Consider the following 18,240-nt stretch of genomic DNA (forward strand, 5'->3'; position numbering starts at 1 on the left):
GCCTCCTGCGCGTCCGGCGACCAGGTCCGCGCATCCCCCAACAGATCACTCACACACCGTCAACGAGCCTGAACCCAAAGCGTTTCGGATCAATAAGCCTCCGCGGGCCTTGATGCCCTTGATCTGCGCGTTGACCGAGCGGTCGATCATGACGGCCGCTCAGACCTTGCCATCGACGCCACCATCCGCTCCAAGCGGGCCAGCCGCGTCTTCTCGGTACGGGCGGTGACCAGACCGAGGTACAGCGCGAACTGGTCGGACTTGCCGAGCGTGTCGTAGAACGCCCGCGCTGCCGGGTTCGCATCGAGGGCTTCGATGAGATCCGGTGGTGCGGTGGCGTTCTTCGGCGAGGCATATGCCTTCGCCGAGCGGCCGTCTGCCCGCGCCGCCTCGACCTCGGCAAGGCCGCGGGGGCGCATCCGGCCCGCCGCGATCAGCGCCTCGGCCTTGTCGACGTTCACCTGCGACCAGGCGGAGCGGGGGCTGCGGGGTGTCGTGCGCTGCAGAAAGTACGAGTCGTCGAAGCCCCGCCGCTGACCGTCGATCCAGCCAAAGCAGAGCACCGTGTCGACCATCTCTTCCCAGGTGAGCGACGGGATGCCGGTATGCTTCTTGGCGATCTTCACCCAGAGCGCAGTCCGTTCCCCGTGATGCGTGTCGAGCCAGGCCTCAAGCTCGGCCGGGCTCGCGGGGACAAGGATCTCGACGCCGTCCTCGTATTTCTGCATAAACCGCAGACTAGAGGCCCTATAGGACAGATGCTGACCTACTCGAGCGCACCGCTCAGGTGACCTGCTCAAGCGGCCTACTCAGGCGACCTGACCGGCTCACTACTTGGCGAGCTTCGCCCTGCTGCCACAGGCCACCCGTCGAGTCGATGAACCGCTTGAGCTGACGGCCGACGTTGAGGTCGCGTACTCGGATGTGCCCGATCTCCCCGCTGTGGCCGCCTGGAGGAACCCGACGAACCGGGCGGCGCGGTCAGCAGGTTGACGCAGGATACGGTACAGGTGCACGGGCCGTAGTAGGGCAGGTCAGCGACACCTCGGCCAGCGGTTCACCCTCAGCACGCAGCAGTTCACGATCTCGGTAGCAAGTGCTGGGAACGCATCCGCAAGTCGTGGGTACAGCCCACCTGTCACCACGGCACCGTATATGTCGCAGGCCATGAGAAGCACCAGAGGTTAAAGAACAAGCTCAGTACCTGTTCTCGAACTATCGCCGGTGGGGTTGCAGCGGCAGCCACTCGCATCGCGGGCGGCGTTCCCGGTGGAAGTGGCTGGCAGCGAAATAAGATGACGGCGACCTACCGCGCTTCCTAGGATCGGTCATCGTGCTTTCCCCTCCCTCGTTCATCAGCGATGACGCGGTCGTACGTGCGGTCGCCACCCACTGGCTGCCTCAGGTTGCCGAAGTCGATTACCTGCCCTGGGGGTTCGGCGCATACCACTGGCGAGTGTGTGGTGCTGGCAGGACTCTGTTTGTGACGTTGGACCAATTGGCGCCCCGACATACCGCGACTTCGCTGGAGGCCGCTTACGCGGGGGCCGCCGCATTGGCGGCCGGCGGCCTGGATGTGGTGTGTGCGCCGGTGCCTGCCCGATCCGGGCGCTTTACCGTCGATGTCGGGCCCGGCGTGCTCAGCGTGACGCCGTGGCTGGACGGGCGGTCTCCGACCGAGGCGGAGGCCCGAGAGCCCCAGCACGTCCGTGAGGTCATCGCCGCGCTTGCCGCTCTGCATCGGGCAGCGCCGCCGGACAGCTTGCAGCACTGGACTCCACGGGTGGGCCCGGAGTTTGCCGATGAGGTGCGCGTTCGCACTGCCCGGCCCTGGGCATCCGGACCCCTGGCAGAGAAGGCTCGGGGCGCGCTCGCCGCCCGCTGCGACGCGATCAGGCGCTGGACCATTCGTTATCTGGAGCTGACGGACATCGCATGGGCCCGCCGGGACGCCTGGGTGCCGACCCATGGCGAGCCGCACTTCGCCAACCAGGTCGTGGGTGCCTGTGGACTGAAGCTGGTCGACTGGGAGTCGCTGGCTCTCGCACCGCGCGAGCGAGACTACGCCGATCTGCTCGGCACGGCCGCCGGTGCCGGTCTGAACGCCGACCCGGCGATGGTCGAGCTGTTCGCGCTCGACTGGCGGCTTTCCGAGATCGCTGAATATGCGCGCTGGTTCGCCGCGCCGCACACGGGCACCGACGACGATCGCACCGCATTGGCAGGGTTGTACGAGGAGTTGTCAGACATCCCCGGATGCCCCTCCGCCGAGTAGTCAGGCGGCCTCTGTCGGGGTAGGTCGCTCGCGTCGGTGACGACTCGGCAGGTTCGGGATCTCTGGATGGCGGTGGTGACCGCCGCCACCGCCGGACTGATCAGTCCCGTTGCGCCTTGCAGGTTGCCGGTTGGCCTTTCCTGCGGGAGCTTCGGCGGGTGATTCGCCTGGTCATGAGGGTGATCGCGGCCCAGGTGATCAGCGATTCCGAGTGCTGGATGAGCCGTTCGTAGTCGCGTGTCAGCGGGCGTGCATGATCCAGGCGAGCGAGCGTTCGACGACCCAGCGACGGGGCAGGATGACGAGCCCAGGTGTGTTCTTCGGTCGGCTGACGATCTTGAGTGTCAGATTTAGATGCGTCTTCGCCCAGTCGACGAGTTGTCCGGCGTAGCCGGAGTCGGCCCAGGCGATGGTGATCTCGGGGTGCATCAGCCACAGGCGGAAGAGGACTTCCTTGGCCGCTTCGCGGTCGGTCATGTCGGCCGGGGTGACCACGACGAACAAGGGCAGGCCCTTGGTGTTCACGACCAGGTGCCGTTTGCGGCCGTTGATTTTCTTCGCGCCGTCATAGCCTCGCGAGTCGTGGCCGTGCCCGCCCGGCCGGAGGCGGTCGCGGTGTTGACGACCTTTCCGCCCGCAGCCTCCTGTGCGGTGATGGTGTTGGCCCGGGTGGTGCACTCCATCGTCTCGCCCGGCGCCAGGCTGGTCCTGGGGCAGGTCACGTCGCTGGCGGTGGGGTCGGAAACCTTGATGCCGGTGACGGTCAGGGTGCCCTGGTTGGCGACAGTGAGCTTCCACTCAATGCGGTCCCCGGCATCGGTCCGGCCGTTGCGGTTGACGTCGGTGACCTTGGCCGTCTTGGTCAGGCCCAGCTGGGCCCGTCCGTCGGGCGGCACAGTGATCTTCGACGACGGGGAGACGGGCACCTCACCGGTGGTCGGGGTGCCGGTGGCGGTGGCCGCGTTGGTGATCGACCCCGCGTCCACGTCGGCCTGGGTCACCGTGTAGGTGGCGGTGCAGGTGACCGTCGCGCTCGGGGCCAGGGAGGCCGCCTCCGCCGGGCAGACCACCTCGCCCAGCTTGCCGGTGCCGGTGAACTCGCCCTCCTTGACCTTGACGTCCTTGAGCGTGACGTTGCCGGTGTTGGTGACGGCGAAGCTGTAGGTGATCTCCTCACCGGCCACCAGCTCGTCCGGCCGGCCGCTGTGGCCGGACTTATCGAATTCAGAACGGGGTTCGACGTTATTCCGCCATTTTCGAATCGGTATTCGGGAAAACCGTGAAAAGGTCGAGGCGTTTCCGTGAGGATCGGCCCATGCTCACTCGACTGGCAAGAGCGGGCCTCGCCGCCGTGCTGTCCGTGACCACCCTCGCCGCCGGTGCCGGCGTCGCGGCGGCCGACACCGCCTCACCCTCCGACCAGCACGTGACCGTGGTCCTGCACGGCAGCCCGCCGCAGACTCCCACCTCCTCGGGCCAGTTCGTGGTCGGCTGGACCTCTGCCGGAACGGACGACCTCACCGGGCCGACCCACATCACCCTCGACCTGCCGCCGGGGCTCGCCAACTACGGCGTGGCGTTCTACTCCTCGCCGCCCGACTACACCTTCACCCAGACCCTCTCGGCCGACCGCCGCCACCTGGACGTCGTCCTCACCGCCACCCGGCGGCCCGGCCACTATGAGTTCATGAAGGTGACCTACCAGGCCGACGGCACCCAGCAGCCGGACGACCGGATCGTCGCGACGATCGGCAACCCGAACGACGCTGATCCGACCGGACACGTGGCTGTCATGCCGCTCGACGGGAGTCCTGGACCGACGGTGGTCCAGGCGCCGCCGACCGTCACCGGGACCGACACCACCACCGGCCCGGGCGCGGGCGGCACCGCGCTGACCGTCAGCGGCGGCGACCTGGCCCACGGCATGGTGCTGGTCGGCGGCGTCCCGGCGCCCGGCACCTGTACCGACACCGCCTGCACCGTGACCACGCCCGGCGGTTCGGGCAGCGCGCCGGTCACCGTGGTGACGCCGGGCGGCACGGCCGCGGCGCCGGCCGCCTTCGACTACACCGGCGCCCCGCCCCCGGCCCCGCCCGTGCCGGCGGTGGCGTACGCGCCCGTCACCAGCGGCCCCGCGGCGGGCGGCACCCCGGTCCACCTGTTCGGCACCGACCTGGCGTACGGGATCGTCCGGTTCGGCGGGGTGCCGGCCCTGCACGTCTCCTGCGGCCCGCTGTACTGCAGCGCCACCGCTCCCGCAGGTGCAGTTCCCGGGCCGGTGGACGTCACGGTCACCACGGCGGGCGGCACCAGTGCGCCGGTGACGTACACCTACACGCCGTAGCCCGGCCGCCGTGGCCGCCCGCGCGGTCCGCTCCGCCTCCGATGCCCGGGCGCCCGGTGGCCCCCGGGCATCGGCGCGATTCATCGACACATCGCCGGAGCCCCTGAGTCCTCGGCGTCCCGCCGCTGCCGGTCGTGGTCCGGGCGCGCTCCGCGTGGAGCGCGTGCGCAGAAGACAGCGGGAAGCGGAAGTACAGCCATACCGCGTGCGCGATCGCCTCCACCGGGTACCGGTGGCCCTCGTACGACAGCGGCGCGGACGACACGAGCCAACCTCTTCCGGGTTGATCACGGTGGAGGGGGACCGTCCTTCAGCCTGTCGGCGGTGAAGTCGCGCATCAGCAGGCCCGGCGCTGGCGCGGCCGTCTTGTCCGCGATCGTCGTTCGCCTGGTGCGGCGCAAGTGGCGCCCGATGATGTGGTGGACGCGCATCAGCCGTGTCACGCTTTTCCGGTTGATCTTCCGTCCCCGCGGGCCCTCAACTCGGCGTGGACACGCGGGGCGCCGTAGGCACCCCGGTGCTCGGCGTGGATGGCACGAATCTCGGCGACCGCTGCCGCCTCGTGGGCCTGGCTCTCGACGCGGACCTCTTCGGTGGTCTGGTGCCGGTAGTAGCCGGAGCGGGAGACCCCCAGGACCCGGCACAGCCGCTTGACGCCGAAGTCGGCGGAGTGCATGACCTGTTCCGGCGCTGGCAGCGAGACGGCTCCTGGAAACGGATCTTCACCGAACTTCAGGCTCAGGCCGACGCGAAGAGCCTGATCACCTGGGACATCAACGTCGACTCCACCATCTGCCGGGCCCACCAGCACGCTGCCGACGCGCGGAAAAGGGGGACCTGCAAAAGGAATCGCCCGGCGGCATCGCCACTGAGCCGGACGGCCACAGCCTCGGACGCTCGTGCGACGGCCTGACCAGCAAGCTGCACCTGGTCGTCGAGCAGGGTCAGAAACCGATGTCGATCGTCATCACGGCCGGACAGCGCGGAGACTCGGCCTTCGGCGCCGGGGACCGATTCGGTACCGCACGGCGATCCGTGTTCCGCCGGCTGGAACGAGATGTAAGGAGTTCGGCACTGCGGTATGCGGTCATGGCCTCGGGCCGCTGAGCCGACGGCCGCCGAAGCCGGCGCGGCAACCGGGCCGCGCTCCCTGACGGCCACATCTCGCTGGAGCTGCCGTCCCGGAAGAGCCGTACAAGCCCCTTGGGCGGGCTACGGCGAAGTTCACCCGCCCTGACATGCCGCGCACCGCGCTCAAGGCGCCCCGACCCCCAACCAGGAGGAGAACGGAACATGGCGAAGGACAGGGCGGCCGAGAGGCTGCCGATACCAGGGCAGGACGCTCTGCGGGACGAGGTCCGCGATGTCGTGCGGCTCTCCCCCGCGTCTGCCGAGGGCCTGCTGATGGGGGCCCGGCGGGGTGCCACCGAGGTACTCGCCGCGTTCGCGACGGCCCCCCGGCCGTCCCCGCAGGCCAATGCCCACGCCGTCGGCCGTGTCCTGCAGGACACGATCGGCGTCGCGATGGCCGGTGTGGGCACGGAGACCGGACGGTTGACGCTCTCCTGGCTGGAGACCGAACGGGCGCCCGGCCCGGCCGCCGTGTGGGGCACCGGCCTGCGGCTGGCGCCTTCGCAGGCGGCCCTCGTCAACGGCACCACGGCCCACGCCCTGGACTGGGACGACGCCGCGCCCTCGATGGCGATGCACCCCGGTGCCGTCCTGCTGCCCGCGCTCCTCGCCCAGGCGGCCGCCGAGGACGTGTCCGGCGCCAGGCTCGTCGCGGCGTACAACATCGGCTCGGCCGTCTTCCGAGCGGTCTCCGAAGCGCTGCCGCTGCCCTTCCACTACGGGCGTGGCTGGCACAACACCTCGTCCACGGGGCGTCTGGCGGCCACCGCGGCGCTGGCTCACCTGACGGGCCTGGACACCGGGGCGACCCGGCACGCACTGGGCATCGCCGCGTCGTGCGCCGCCGGGAGCCTGGCCAACTTCGGCACCATGACCAAACCCCTGCACGCGGGGCTGGCCGCCCGCGACGCCGTCACCGCGATCGGCCTGGCCCGGCGAGGATTCACCGCCAACCCGCATCAGCTGGAGGCCCCCCGGGGGTTCTTCGCGGCCTACGGGGACACCTCGTTCGAGCTGCTGGCCACACTCGGCGAGCGGCTCGCCCACTGGGAGAGTGCGTGGACCACCGACTGGGCGCTCAAGCGGTACCCGTCCTGCTACGCCACCCACCTCGCCATCGACTCGGCGCTCGAACTGCGCCGTCGCCTGGCGGACCCGGGCCCGTCACGGATCGCGCGGATCCGGGTGTCGGTCCCCGCCTCGTCGACCAGCCCGCTGCTCGACCGCCTGCCGGTCACCGGACTTGAGGGCAAATTCAGTCTCGCGTACACCGTTGCCCGCGCCCTGGTGGACGGCCGTGTCGAACTTGCGGACTTCACCGACGACCGGGTTCTCCACGACGCCGCGGTCCGCCGTCTGACGGACCTGTTCGAGCTGGAGCGGCGCGACACCGACGACGATCCGACGTGCTCCCACACTACCGTCGAGGTCACTCTGAATGACGGACAGGCTCAGAGCCACGGTGCGGACGTGACCTATGGGGACGCCCGCAACCCGTTGACCGACGCGGATCTCGACGCGAAGTTCGCGGCGGCACTCGCCGAGGCCGACTGGAATCCCGCCGAGGCCGCCGCACTCGGTGAACGGCTGCGCCGGGCCACGGCGACCCCCTCATTGGCCCCCTTGCAGGACGCGTTGTGTTGGGCGCGGGGGACACCCTCCTGGTGAGCCGGCCGCAAGTGCCCGGCCTCACCGGCGTCGGCGGCCCGGCCCCGCCCGGACTCCCCGACGAAGAGACCCGGGAACCGCTCGGCGCGGGCACCGCCGTCTTCGCCGGGAAGTGGGATCCCGCCCTCCGCGGGGCAGAGCGTTCCGTCTGTCGGCACCGATTTCTTCGTGACAGCCGCACATCCGGGAGAACCTTCGGACGTCCGAGCCCGGCACTACGAGAGGCCACCTCGATGACCCTTCAGCTGACCCAGGAGTCCACGAGCCGTTCTGTGAAGCTCCCCTCAGGAAACGTTCACTACAACGTCGCAGGCAACGGCCACCCGGTCATCCTGCTGCACGGCAGCGGCCCCGGCGCGACCGGATGGAGCAACTTCGGCCCCAACATCGTCGAGCTGGTGGAGCAGTTCACCTGCTACGCCGTCGACATGCCCGGCTGGGGCGATTCCGACCCGGTCACGCCCGAGGACCGGGACCATGTGCGTACCGCCCTTGAGTTCATGGACGAACTCGGCCTGGGGAAGGCCGCGTTCATCGGCAACTCCATGGGCGGCGCCACCGCGATCCGCTTCGCGGTCGAACACCCCGAGCGGCTGTCCCACCTCATCACCATGGGAGCCGGCGCCACCGGTGCGAAGCTGTTCGGCGCCGGCGGCCCCACCGAGGGCATCAAGATCCTTCAGAAGGGCTACCGGGAGCCCACGATCGAGAGCATGCGCGAACTGGTCGACGTGATGAGCTACGACTCGGGCGAACTGCGTGAGGAACGTGCCCGGCAACGGCTCGACAGCCTCGTCAAGCACCCCGAGCACGCCCGGAACTTCCTGGCCGGCGGCCGGAACCCGCGCGACTGGCCGAGCGAGGACAGACTGGCCGGCATCCCCGTGCCCACGCTTCTGGTGCACGGCCGCGACGACCGGGTCGTGCACTACGAGAACTCCCTCAAGCTGGTCACCCTGATCCCCGACTCGCGGCTGGTACTGCTCAACCGGTGTGGTCACTGGGCCCAGGTCGAGCACGCGGAGGAGTTCAACCGCCTTGTCGCGGACTTCATCAACAACAACTGACCGAACGAGAGGGGACAGCGATGTCACGTCCGCCGGCGCACAAGCAGCGGCACACTGTGGCAAAGCTCAGGTACCGGGAGGTTCTGGGTCACTACCCGACCGGAGTGGTGGTGGTCACCGCACGGGACGAGACGGGAGAACCGGTCGGGATGACCATCGGATCGTTCACGTCCGTGTCCCTCGACCCGCCGCTGGTCGCCTTCCTGCCCACCCGTGACTCCCGTACTTTCGCCCGTCTGCGGACGGCATCGTCGTTCTGCGTCAACGTCCTCGCGGCTGATCAGGACGGTTTGTGCCGCCGGTTCGCGGTCCCGGGCGAGGACCGGTTCCAGGGGGTGGAGTGGACTCCGGCGCCGTCCGGCGCCCCGGTCCTCGACGGGGCCGTCGCGTGGATCGACTGCGAGCCCCACGACGTGACCGAGGCCGGGGACCACTGGCTGGTGCTGGGCCGGGTCACCCGCCTACGGGTGGTCCGACGGGTGCAGCCGCTGCTCTTCTTCCAGGGCGGCTACGGCCGGTTCACTCCCACGTTGTTGACGGCTCCGCCCGGAACCGATCTGATCCGCGGTGTCCGGCTCGCCGAGCGGACCAGGCCCCGGATGGAGGCGCTCGCCCAGGAGCTGGGGGTGGAGTGCTCCGTACTGTCGCCGGTGGGGCCCGACCTGGTGACGGTTGCCGTGGCCGCGCCGCCGGGCAGGGCGGCCCTGAACACCGTCGGCGACCGGATCCCGATGCGTCCGCCGCTGGGTGATCTGTACGTCGCCTGGCAGGACGAGGAGACGGTCGTCCGGTGGCTGGACGGCACTGGGGCCTCGGACTCCGCGGCGCGCAGCGCCTACCGGCGCCGACTCGACGTGGCCCGTCGGCGGGGCTGGTCGATGTCGCTGGCGGGGAAGCGACAAGAGGGCCGACTGGCGACGGCCCTGCGTGAGTACTCCGAGGGGGACCTGACACCGGAGCACCACCGGCGGGTGGAGCGGGAGATCGCCGAGATGGCGGAAGCGTACGAACCGGTGCCGCTTGAGCCCGGCAAGCGGTACGACGTCCGTTCTCTGGTGGCCCCCGTCTTCGGCCCCGACCATGAGGTCCGGCTCGTCCTGCGCATCTCCCAACTTCCCGTGCAGGCCCCGGAGGCCACGGTCCGGCACTGGCTGACACGCCTGACCGAGGCCGCCGGCCATCTGTCGGCGTCCCGGGAGGCCACCGCCTCCGGCCGGTCCCTCGGATCTGCCAGGTGACCGGCAGATCCCGACGACGCGGTCCCCGTACGGCGGTCGGTGCGGGCTGCCCGACGGGGGTCCGGCGCGGGTGCCGACCGGGGCAGCGGCGGAACCGGGACCCGTGGCCGGGGAATGGACAGGAAGAAGGGCGCGGGACGGAATGTGGCGCGTCACGCGGGAGAAAGCACCGGTGAAGCCGGGAGCGGAGACTGGGGGCAGGGTGCCGGCAGGACGAAATCCGCTGGGTAGTGCTCCGGAGGAGGCGCCCGACGATCTCCCCGCTGATGTTCCGGAAGGGGCCCGGGAAGACCCCGGGGAAGGGAAACGGAAAGCGGGGTTGCGGCACTCCCTGCGGGCCTTTCGACACCGGGACTACCGGCTCTTCTGGAGCGGCGCGCTCGCTTCCAACATAGGGACGTGGCTGTCGAACCTCGCTGTTCCCTTCGTACTGTTCCAGGCCACCCACAGCGCCTTCTGGGTCGGTCTGGCCGCCCTCGCCCAGTTCCTCCCGGGCGTCCTCGTCGCACCATTGGGCGGATCGCTCGCGGACCGCCTGAACCGGCGCCGGGTCTTGATATCCACTCAGATCGCCATGGCTGTCACGGCCGGCGGGCTCTGGGCGCTGTGGGTCACCGGTGCTGCCCGGCCGCCCGCAATCCTCGCGATCGTCGCGCTGTCTGGCCTCATCACCGGGCTCAACCTGCCGATCTGGCAGTCGTTCGTCAACGATCTGGTCCCTCGTGAGGACCTGGCCTCTGCGGTGGCGCTGAACTCGCTCCAGTTCAACGCGGCCCGCTCGGTCGGCCCGGCCGTCGCCGGTCTGCTGCTGGCCACGCTCGGACCGGGCTGGGCGTTCCTCATCAACGGCTTCTCGTTCGTTTTCGTGTTGTGCGCGCTCGTTCTCATCAGGCGCGGAACGGGAAGCCCGGCCCCCGGTTCGGCCCGCGATCCGGGTGTCGTCCGCGGCTTCGTGCAAGCTCTTCGCTATGTGCGCCGACAGCCGGGTATCCGGGTCGCCATCCTGGTCTCGGTGCTCATCGGCTTCTTCGGCAATCCGGTCTTCGGGTTCACGGTCGTCTTCGCCGACGAGGTCTTCCACGTGGGGGCGCTGGCCCTCGGGGCGCTGAACGCGGCGCTCGGCCTCGGAGCGGTGCTCTGTGCCCCTCTCGTGTCCAGTGCCGGAGGCGGGCTCACCCTCGCGCGGATCGTTCGCTGGGCCATGCCGGTCCATGGACTGGCCATGGTCGGCTTCGGCCTGGCACCCGGTCCCGTGGTCGGCGCCTTTTGCCTCGTCGTGGTCGGCGGCTGCTTCCTCGCCGTGGTCTCGTCCGCCAACACCTCGATCCAGATGATGGTGACCGAGCGGATGCGCGGCCGTGTCCTGGCGATCCGGATCATGGTGTACAGCGCGAGCCTGCCCCTGGGCTCCCTGGTCCAGGGCGCGATCTCCGACCTGATCGGCCCGCGCGTGACCGTGGCGGGAGCCGGTGTCGTACTGGCTCTCGTGGTGTTGCCGCTCCTCCGGGGACGCGGCGGGCGACTCCTGTCCCGGCTCGACGACCCGCCCGATCGGGGATGACACAGGGCTTGTGCCGCAGAATGGAACACATTTTCTCCCACATCTTCCCGAGGTGACTGGAACCGGGTAGTTATGGGGGCTCTCACAGGGGTGGATGAAAGGGTCAATCAGTGGCTTTTCTGGATATATCCGCCGCGCGGGGTGACGGGGTGTCCCCTACGGAGAGGGAGAACAGCCCCTTGACCTCTGTCGGCAAGGCGCTGCGCCTGCTGGAGGCGTTCCGCGCCACGGGACCGATCGCCGGAGTGACCGAACTGGCCCGCGCCACCGGACTGCCGAAGTCCACGGCGTTCCGGCTGCTCAACCAGCTCGAACGCAGCGGATTCCTGGATCGGTACGGCACCGACTACCGGCTGAACTGGCTGGTCTTCGAACTCGGCAACCGCGTGGCCGACCGCGCTCCCGCAGACCTGCGCAGCGTCGCCGGCCCATTCCTCAGCGACCTGTTCCTGCACAGCCGATACGTCGTCCATCTCGCGGTTCTGGACCATACGGACGTCCTGTACCTGGACAAGGTGTACGGGCACGGCGGCATCAAGGTGCCCACGGCCATCGGCGGACGCATGCTCGCCTCGTGCTCGGCACTCGGCAAGGCCATGCTTCCGTTCGGACACCAGAACGCGGTCGAGAGGATCCTTGAGGGCGGTCTTACCCGCCGCACCCGCCACTCCATCGCAGCCCCCGGACTGTTCCTGGCCGAACTGCGCCGGGTCGCCCAGCACGGCGTGGCCTTCGACCGGGAGGAGGCGGCACTCGGCCTCACCTGTGTCGCCGCGCCGGTCATCCACCACGGCAGGGCGGTCGCCGCGATATCGGTGTCAGGCCCCACCGGCCGCTTCGACCCCGCGGCGCTGGCCACCCGCGTGCAGTCCGCGGCCAACGAGATCTCCGCTCTGCACGCCTTCCACCTGCGGGAACAGGAAGCCGACGCGGCCCGGGAGTGATGTGCGCCACCAGCGGTTCCACGGGGTGGCACGGACCGCTTCGCCGACCGGCAGTTCCGGGCCGAGTATCAAGCCGCCGAGGCCAAGCCGGGCGGACCGTGTGACCGGCCGCCGAGTCCGGGCCCGGCGAGCCGAACACCGAGCAGCCGAGGCAAAGCCCGGCAGCCCCCTTCGGACCGACCCCCGGGACACTGAGAGAGGCCAGATGAGCGACGTTCGTGAACGGATCGAGAAGGCAGGGGACTTCCTGGCGGGAAGTGCCCCGGACTGCGAGCGGCTCGGCCGGCTCACCGACGAAGTCGCCGACAAGCTGCGCTGGACCGGGGCGACCCGGATGTTGCAGCCTCGCGAGTTCGGCGGTGAGGAGGCCCACCCTGTCGAGTGGTTCGAGGCGGTCCTCGACATCGGCTCCCGCAACGGCTCGGCCGGCTGGGTGGCGAGTGTGGTGGGCGTCCACCCCTGGGAGATGGCACAGTGCGACCACTCCGTCCAGGAGCAGGTCTGGGGTGAGAACCAGGACACCTGGATCGCCTCGCCGTACGCCCCGCTGGGCCGGGCCAGGCCCGAGGGCGACGGGTACGTCCTGAGTGGCCGCTGGTCGTTCTCCTCCGGGACCGACCACTGCGAGTGGATCTTTCTCGGCGGCCTGGTCACCGACGCCCACGGCGCGGTCGCCGACCCCGCCACCGCGGTGCGGCACTTCGTCCTCCCCCGCTCCGACTACACGATCGTTGCAGACTCCTGGCAGGTCATCGGCCTTGAGGGCACCGGCAGCAAGGACATCGTCGTCAAGGACGCGTACATCCCGGCCGAGCGGGTCGTGAACCCCGACCTGCTCCCGGAAGCGGCGATGCGGCTCGGACGCACCAACCCGCTGTACCGGATGCCTTTCGCGATCATGTTCTCCGGGGCCATCACAGCCGGCAGCCTCGCCATCGCCGAGGGCGCCCTCGCGGCCTTCGTCGACCTGACCCGGGAACGGGTGGACGCCCGAGGCGCGGCGGCGGCCCGCAACCCGCACCACCTCGCCGCGCTCGGCGCCGCCTCCGCCGACATCGCGGCTGGCAGGCTGCAGTTCCTCAATGACATCAACCGGGTCCACCAGGTGGCCGAGGCCGGCCACGAGCTGACCCCGTCCCTGCGCCTGGAGGTCCGGCGGAACCAGGTCCGTTCCGTGCGCCGCGCCGTCGATGCGGTCGACAACCTGTTCCTGCACGGGGGTGGCGGCTCGCTCCGTCGTGACCAGCGGTTCCAGCGGTGCTGGCGCGACCTGCACGCCGCCATGAACCACGTCAACAACGCTGCTGAGCTGACGTACGAGGGTTATGGGCTCGACCTGTTCGGTCTGCCCGTCCCCGCCGGTGTCCGGTACTGAGGCCCGTCATGGAGCTGAGCCTCGGCACGGCCCAGGAGATGCTGCGCACACTCGTGAGCGCCGCCAAAGGACGCGGACAACGCCTGAGCGCCGTCGTCGTCGATCAACAGGGTTACGAGATCGCCTCCGTCCGCATGGACGGAGCCTCCTGGTTCACTGCCGGGATCGCCTGCTGCAAGGCACGGTCCTCGGCGGCTTTCGGCCGCCCTTCGGCCGGTCTCGCGGCGATGCGGGAGCGGTATCCCGAGGTAGTGCGGCTGGCCGGTGAGCAGTTGCCGTTCAGCGTGACCGACCTGCCCGGCGGTCTGCCGCTCTTTGCGGGGGAACGGCTCCTCGGGGCCGTCGGGGTGAGCGGCGCGACTCCGGAGGAAGACGTGCGCGCGGCCGGCGAGGCCGTGGCCGCCTTCGCTGAGAGGACCGAGGAGGAAGCCGATGAGTAGGTCGGCGCACCGATCGCCGGGCGAGTTGTTCCGCCACGGGGAATGCCCAGTTGGAGCCACTCCGAGGAGCCGTCCCACGGTCCTCGGGCAAGACGTCGGTCGCCGCACGACCGGCCGACCAGAGGGAGGTGAACAGTGCGTACCGCTCTGATCCGGGTGGCGCACCTGGCAGGAGTACTCCTTGGAGTGACCTTCCTGGTGTACGTCCTCCTCGACATGCTGCCGGGCGACACTGCGGAGGTCATCGTGGCCTCCAGCGACCAGCCGTCACCCGAGGCAGTGGAGGCCATTCGCCACAACCTCGGGCTCGACCAGCCTCTGTTGGTGCGCTACGTGCATTGGCTGGGCGCCCTGTTCCAGGGCGACCTCGGTCAGTCGTACCGCACCGGTCAGTCGGTGCTGGGCGCTGTCGTCGACCGGCTGCCGGTGACCCTGGAGCTGATGGTCGTGGCCGAGGTGGTCTCGCTCGCAGTGGCGATCCCGCTGGCGGCGATCGCCGCCAACCGCCGTGACTCGGTCCGTGACCGGATCATCGCGGTCTTCACGTTCGGGATGCAGTCCCTGCCGCACTTCATGGTCGCCCTGCTCCTGGTGTTCCTGCTTGCGGTGAAGCTCAAGCTGCTGCCCGCGATCGGATACGTCCCGCTCCAGGACGGAGTGATGGAGAACATCAAATCGCTGGCCATTCCGACGCTGGCCCTCTCGGCGGGGCTGATCCCGCTCTACCTCCGTGTGCTGAGAACCGAGATGGTGCGGACGCTCCAGGAGGACTACATCCTCTTGGCCCGCTCCATCGGCCTGCGGTCGGGCACGATCCTCACCCGGTACGCACTGAAGCCGTCGTTGCCCACCCTGGTCACGGTCGTGGGCGTCAACATCGGCGTCCTCGTCGGGGGAACGGTCGTCATCGAGCTGATCTCGGGCCTGCCGGGTGTCGGGACCCTGCTGTTCACCAGCATCAACGCCCGTGACTACGTGATGGTGCAGGGCCTCATCCTGCTCATCGCCTCGGCGTACGTCGTCGCGAACTTCTTTGTCGACATGCTCTACACGTTCCTCGACCCCAGGGTGCGCGCATGACCACCGAGACCGTCGGCGTCGAGCCGGCTACGAAGAAGGCCGGGACGACCGGCGTCCAAGCCCGGGGCGGTTGGCGGTCGTTGACGTTCAGGGCCAGCACCGCGGTCTCCGCGGCGTGGCTCGGACTGCTCGCTCTCGCCGGGCTGGCCTTCCCGCTGCTGCCACTGCCGGATCCGGCCCGCAGCGACTACGGCGCCATCGGTGCCGCGCCGGGGTACGCCGGACACCTTCTCGGCACGGACACCATCGGCCGCGACATGCTCAGCCGGCTCATCATCGGGGGACGGGTCAGTCTCACCGTCGGCATCGGCGGTGTGGCCCTGGCAGTGCTGATCGGCTCCCTGCTCGGCCTGCTCGCTGGGTTCCACGGCGGTGTGCTCTCCCGAGTGATCAACGCGCTGATGGACATACTGCTGGCCTTCCCGTCGCTGGTCGCCCTGATCGCACTGAGCGTCTTCATCGGCACCGGCCTGAAGATGATCATCATCGGCATCGGCCTCATCACCGCGCCCCAGGTGGCCCGGGTCACGCGGGCGGCGACACTGTCATTCACCCAACGGGAGTTCGTGACCGCAGCGCGGGGCATGGGGGCCGGTGGCACCCGCATCCTGATCCGGGAGATCGTTCCCAATGTGGTCGGCCCGGTCATCGCCTTCGCGACCGTGCTGGTCGCCGTCGCCATCGTCGCCGAGGGCAGCCTGAGTTTCCTCGGCCTGGGCGTCCCGCCGCCCGCGTCGAGTTGGGGAACGATGATGGCCGACGGGCGGTCGGAGTTCGAGAACAACCCGCACATCGCCCTTCTGCCGGCGGCCGCGATGTTCGTGACGCTCCTGGCCCTGTACTTCCTGGCCGAGGCCCTCAACCGCAGGTTCGACGTCAAGGAGGCCGCACTGTGACCACCCCTTTGCTCGAAGTCTCGGGTCTGGAGATGCACTTCCGCACCGCCCGTGGCGTCGCCAAGGTGATCAACGGCGTCGACCTGCGGATCGAGAAGGGCCAGGTGCACGGCCTCGTCGGGGAGAGCGGCTCGGGCAAGTCGGTGACCGCCCGGTCGATCCTCGGTATCCTGCCGCAGCGGGCCATCGAGCACCGCGCGGGAGAGATCAGGTACAACGGCCGGGATCTCACCGGGCTGAGCGAGAAGCAACTGCGCCAGGACATTCGCGGTCGGCAGATCGCGATGGTCTTCCAGGACCCGATGACCGCGCTCAACCCGGTCATGCGCATCGGCCGGCAGCTCATGCTGCCGATCCGTCAGCACCAGGGGCTGCCCCGCAAAGAAGCCCGTGCCAAGGCGCTCAGCCTCCTCGGACAGGTCGGCATCCCCGACCCGGAGAGCCGGCTGCGGTCCTTTCCCCACGAGCTCTCCGGCGGTCAGCGCCAGCGGATCATGATCGCCATCGCGCTCGCCTGCGACCCCTTTCTCCTCATCGCTGACGAGCCGACCACCGCGCTCGACGTGACGGTGCAGGCGCAGATCCTCGACCTCTTCGACCAGTTGCGCAAGGAACGTGACCTGGCCATCCTGCTGGTCTCGCACGACCTCGGACTGATCGCCGAGCGCTGTGACGAGGTGTCGGTGATGTACGCCGGCGAGGTCGTGGAGCGGGGCCGGGCGAGCGAGGTCTTCGAGCACCGCCGGCATCCCTACACCTGGCTGCTGGAGGGTGCCCGGCCACGCCTGGAAGACCCGCCGCACACCCGCCTGAACACCATCGGCGGTCGCCCGCCGAACCTCCTGGAACGTCCGTCGGGCTGCGCCTTCCGTGACCGCTGCCCACGGGTACTGGAGATCTGCGGGAGCGTTCGTCCCCTGCTCTCGGCCGTCGACGGTACCTCCTCCATCGCCTGCCACAACCCGATGTCCGCCGTAGAGGTGGACCCGGGTGCGGGCATCGGCGCCCAGCAGTCCGCACCCGTCCGAGGAACGCCGGCATGACCAACCAACAGTCCCATGACAGCGCACCGGTTCCGGGGGAATTGGTACCTGCTCCCGCCAGGGAGACCGAGAAGGGGGCCATCGCGCGGCCCGTCCTGTCCGCACAGGACATCGTCGTAGAGTACAAGGCCGCAGGCCAGCCCCCGGTCCGCGCCGTCCGCGGTGTCAGCCTCGACCTGTTGAAGGGGGAAACCCTGGGCGTCGTGGGCGAGTCGGGCTGCGGAAAATCGTCGATCGGCCGGGCGCTGGTCCAGTTGCCACCCCCGACCTCGGGCGAGGTCCACCTCGGCGGCGACCGGCTCACCGGCCTGACCCAGCGCCAGTTGCGCCCCCTGCGGCGACGTATCCAACTGGTGTTCCAGGACCCGATCTCGTCCCTGAACCCGCGCCGCAGCGCACTGGAGATCGTCGCCGATCCGCTCCGCCTGGCACGGCACCCGAATCCCCGCCAGGTCGCCCTGAAGGCACTCGACGAGGTCGGTGTGGACGAGCGGATGGCGGACCGCCGACCACACGAACTCTCCGGCGGACAGTGCCAGCGGGTGTCGATCGCACGCGCCGTCGTCCAGAATCCGGAGGTCCTGATCTGTGACGAGCCGGTCTCGGCGCTGGACGTGTCGGTTCAAGCCGCGGTGCTCAACCTGCTGGAACGGATGAAGGTCGAGCACGATCTCTCGATGGTCTTCATCTCCCACGACCTCGCCGTGGTGAAGAACATCAGCGACCGTGTGGCGGTGATGTATCTCGGCAGGCTGTGCGAGATCGCGACCGCCGACGAGCTGTACGCCCGGCCGCTGCACCACTACACCGAACTGTTGCTCGCCTCGATCCCGAACCCCGGGGACAAAGAACGCCGCCGACGGCCCGGTGCCGTCCCACCCCGTCCCGTGACCGCCGCGGGATGCCCGTTCGCGGCCCGTTGCCCGGCCGCCACCGAGCTCTGTCTGCGCGAGGCCCCGGAGCTGTCCGAAGCCGAACCCGGGCACCTCGTCGCCTGCCACCACCCCGCGAACACACCTGCGTCCGGCCCGGCGCCGGCCTCCGCGCCCACCTCTCAGCGGCCGTTCTGACCGTTCGTTCCGCCGTGTGGCACCGGAACGTGGGCAGAGGCGCGGAGGGACCAGACCATACAAACCACGGCGGATCAGTCCATGCCCGTGGAACCAGCGATCAGCCCG

At 69.6% G+C, this 18,240-nt stretch carries 15 protein-coding genes and 3 pseudogenes; 13 read left to right on the plus strand and 5 right to left on the minus strand.

Annotated features, from left to right (window positions below; all coding sequences use genetic code 11):
• Positions 1-146 precede the first annotated feature (146 nt).
• Positions 147-728: a YdeI family protein gene (locus ACIHCL_RS24830; RefSeq protein WP_399864868.1), complete on the minus strand. Its 582-nt coding sequence runs from the start codon at positions 726-728 to the stop codon at positions 147-149.
• 605 nt (positions 729-1,333) lie between these two features.
• Here ACIHCL_RS24830 and ACIHCL_RS24835 point away from each other — a divergent pair.
• Positions 1,334-2,275, plus strand: coding sequence for a phosphotransferase family protein (locus tag ACIHCL_RS24835; RefSeq protein WP_399864870.1), 942 nt, complete (start codon positions 1,334-1,336; stop codon positions 2,273-2,275).
• Between the two features lie 153 nt (positions 2,276-2,428).
• Here ACIHCL_RS24835 and ACIHCL_RS24840 read toward each other — a convergent pair.
• Together ACIHCL_RS24840 and ACIHCL_RS24845 are read right to left on the minus strand one after the other, a co-directional pair.
• Positions 2,429-2,863: pseudogene (locus ACIHCL_RS24840) on the minus strand (transposase); the annotation flags it as partial.
• Entirely contained in the window at positions 2,797-3,459 is a 663-nt protein-coding gene (locus ACIHCL_RS24845; protein WP_399864871.1) for a hypothetical protein, read from the minus strand. The pseudogene ACIHCL_RS24840 and the gene ACIHCL_RS24845, both read right to left, overlap by 67 nt.
• Before the next feature lie 131 nt (positions 3,460-3,590).
• Here ACIHCL_RS24845 and ACIHCL_RS24850 point away from each other — a divergent pair, with 131 nt between their 5' ends.
• Positions 3,591-4,619: an IPT/TIG domain-containing protein gene (locus ACIHCL_RS24850; protein WP_399864873.1), complete on the plus strand. Its 1,029-nt coding sequence runs from the start codon at positions 3,591-3,593 to the stop codon at positions 4,617-4,619.
• Between the two features lie 172 nt (positions 4,620-4,791).
• Here ACIHCL_RS24850 and ACIHCL_RS24855 read toward each other — a convergent pair.
• Positions 4,792-4,884, minus strand: a pseudogene (locus tag ACIHCL_RS24855) (IS6 family transposase); the annotation flags it as partial.
• Positions 4,885-4,939: 55 nt separating this feature from the next.
• A pseudogene (locus tag ACIHCL_RS24860) lies at positions 4,940-5,292 on the minus strand (IS3 family transposase); the annotation flags it as partial.
• A gap of 620 nt (positions 5,293-5,912) precedes the next feature.
• On the opposite strand from ACIHCL_RS24860, the gene ACIHCL_RS24865 reads away from it, so the two are divergent.
• The 11 genes from ACIHCL_RS24865 to ACIHCL_RS24915 all read left to right on the plus strand — a co-directional run bounded on the left by ACIHCL_RS24865 (position 5,913) and on the right by ACIHCL_RS24915 (position 18,132).
• Entirely contained in the window at positions 5,913-7,418 is a 1,506-nt protein-coding gene (locus ACIHCL_RS24865) for an MmgE/PrpD family protein (protein ID WP_399864874.1), read from the plus strand.
• Positions 7,419-7,651: 233 nt separating this feature from the next.
• Entirely contained in the window at positions 7,652-8,485 is an 834-nt protein-coding gene (locus ACIHCL_RS24870) for an alpha/beta fold hydrolase (protein WP_399864875.1), read from the plus strand.
• 56 nt (positions 8,486-8,541) lie between these two features.
• Positions 8,542-9,723: a flavin reductase gene (locus ACIHCL_RS24875; RefSeq protein WP_399864877.1), complete on the plus strand. Its 1,182-nt coding sequence runs from the start codon at positions 8,542-8,544 to the stop codon at positions 9,721-9,723.
• Between the two features lie 142 nt (positions 9,724-9,865).
• Positions 9,866-11,284, plus strand: a complete 1,419-nt coding sequence (locus ACIHCL_RS24880; RefSeq protein ID WP_399864879.1) for an MFS transporter — start codon at positions 9,866-9,868, stop codon at positions 11,282-11,284.
• Positions 11,285-11,463: 179 nt separating this feature from the next.
• Positions 11,464-12,228, plus strand: a complete 765-nt coding sequence (locus tag ACIHCL_RS24885) for an IclR family transcriptional regulator (RefSeq protein WP_399864880.1) — start codon at positions 11,464-11,466, stop codon at positions 12,226-12,228.
• A 205-nt stretch (positions 12,229-12,433) separates the two neighbouring features.
• Complete coding sequence (locus ACIHCL_RS24890; protein ID WP_399864881.1) at positions 12,434-13,603, plus strand: hydroxylase; 1,170 nt, start codon at positions 12,434-12,436, stop codon at positions 13,601-13,603.
• An 8-nt stretch (positions 13,604-13,611) separates the two neighbouring features.
• A complete protein-coding gene (locus ACIHCL_RS24895; protein ID WP_399864883.1) occupies positions 13,612-14,043 on the plus strand; it encodes a heme-binding protein in 432 nt (143 codons plus the stop codon).
• 135 nt (positions 14,044-14,178) lie between these two features.
• Entirely contained in the window at positions 14,179-15,123 is a 945-nt protein-coding gene (locus tag ACIHCL_RS24900) for an ABC transporter permease (protein WP_399864885.1), read from the plus strand.
• Positions 15,120-16,019 (plus strand): ABC transporter permease, encoded by a 900-nt coding sequence (locus ACIHCL_RS24905; RefSeq protein WP_399864887.1) that lies wholly within the window; start codon positions 15,120-15,122, stop codon positions 16,017-16,019. Before ACIHCL_RS24900 ends, ACIHCL_RS24905 begins: the two co-directional genes overlap by 4 nt.
• The gene (locus ACIHCL_RS24910; protein ID WP_399864890.1) at positions 16,016-17,062 is read left to right on the plus strand and encodes an ABC transporter ATP-binding protein; all 1,047 of its coding nucleotides are present in this window, start codon (positions 16,016-16,018) and stop codon (positions 17,060-17,062) included. Before ACIHCL_RS24905 ends, ACIHCL_RS24910 begins: the two co-directional genes overlap by 4 nt.
• Entirely contained in the window at positions 17,059-18,132 is a 1,074-nt protein-coding gene (locus ACIHCL_RS24915) for an oligopeptide/dipeptide ABC transporter ATP-binding protein (protein ID WP_399864892.1), read from the plus strand. The genes ACIHCL_RS24910 and ACIHCL_RS24915 overlap by 4 nt, the downstream gene beginning before the upstream one ends.
• The last annotated feature ends 108 nt before the right edge of the window (positions 18,133-18,240 follow it).

The organism is Streptomyces sp. NPDC052042, assembly GCF_044548345.1.
In the GTDB taxonomy this organism is placed as follows: Bacteria; Actinomycetota; Actinomycetes; order Streptomycetales; family Streptomycetaceae; genus Streptomyces.

Excerpts from the sequence above, each read along its gene's own strand:
- ACIHCL_RS24850 (WP_399864873.1), top strand. The coding sequence starts at position 3,591 with ATGCTCACTCGACTGGCAAGAGCGGGCCTCGCCGCCGTGCTGTCCGTG.
- ACIHCL_RS24865 (WP_399864874.1), top strand. The coding sequence starts at position 5,913 with ATGGCGAAGGACAGGGCGGCCGAGAGGCTGCCGATACCAGGGCAGGAC.
- ACIHCL_RS24915 (WP_399864892.1), top strand. The coding sequence starts at position 17,059 with ATGACCAACCAACAGTCCCATGACAGCGCACCGGTTCCGGGGGAATTG.
- ACIHCL_RS24895 (WP_399864883.1), top strand. The coding sequence starts at position 13,612 with ATGGAGCTGAGCCTCGGCACGGCCCAGGAGATGCTGCGCACACTCGTG.
- ACIHCL_RS24870 (WP_399864875.1), top strand. The coding sequence starts at position 7,652 with ATGACCCTTCAGCTGACCCAGGAGTCCACGAGCCGTTCTGTGAAGCTC.
- ACIHCL_RS24890 (WP_399864881.1), top strand. The coding sequence starts at position 12,434 with ATGAGCGACGTTCGTGAACGGATCGAGAAGGCAGGGGACTTCCTGGCG.
- ACIHCL_RS24830 (WP_399864868.1), bottom strand. The coding sequence starts at position 728 with ATGCAGAAATACGAGGACGGCGTCGAGATCCTTGTCCCCGCGAGCCCG.
- ACIHCL_RS24880 (WP_399864879.1), top strand. The coding sequence starts at position 9,866 with ATGTGGCGCGTCACGCGGGAGAAAGCACCGGTGAAGCCGGGAGCGGAG.
- ACIHCL_RS24905 (WP_399864887.1), top strand. The coding sequence starts at position 15,120 with ATGACCACCGAGACCGTCGGCGTCGAGCCGGCTACGAAGAAGGCCGGG.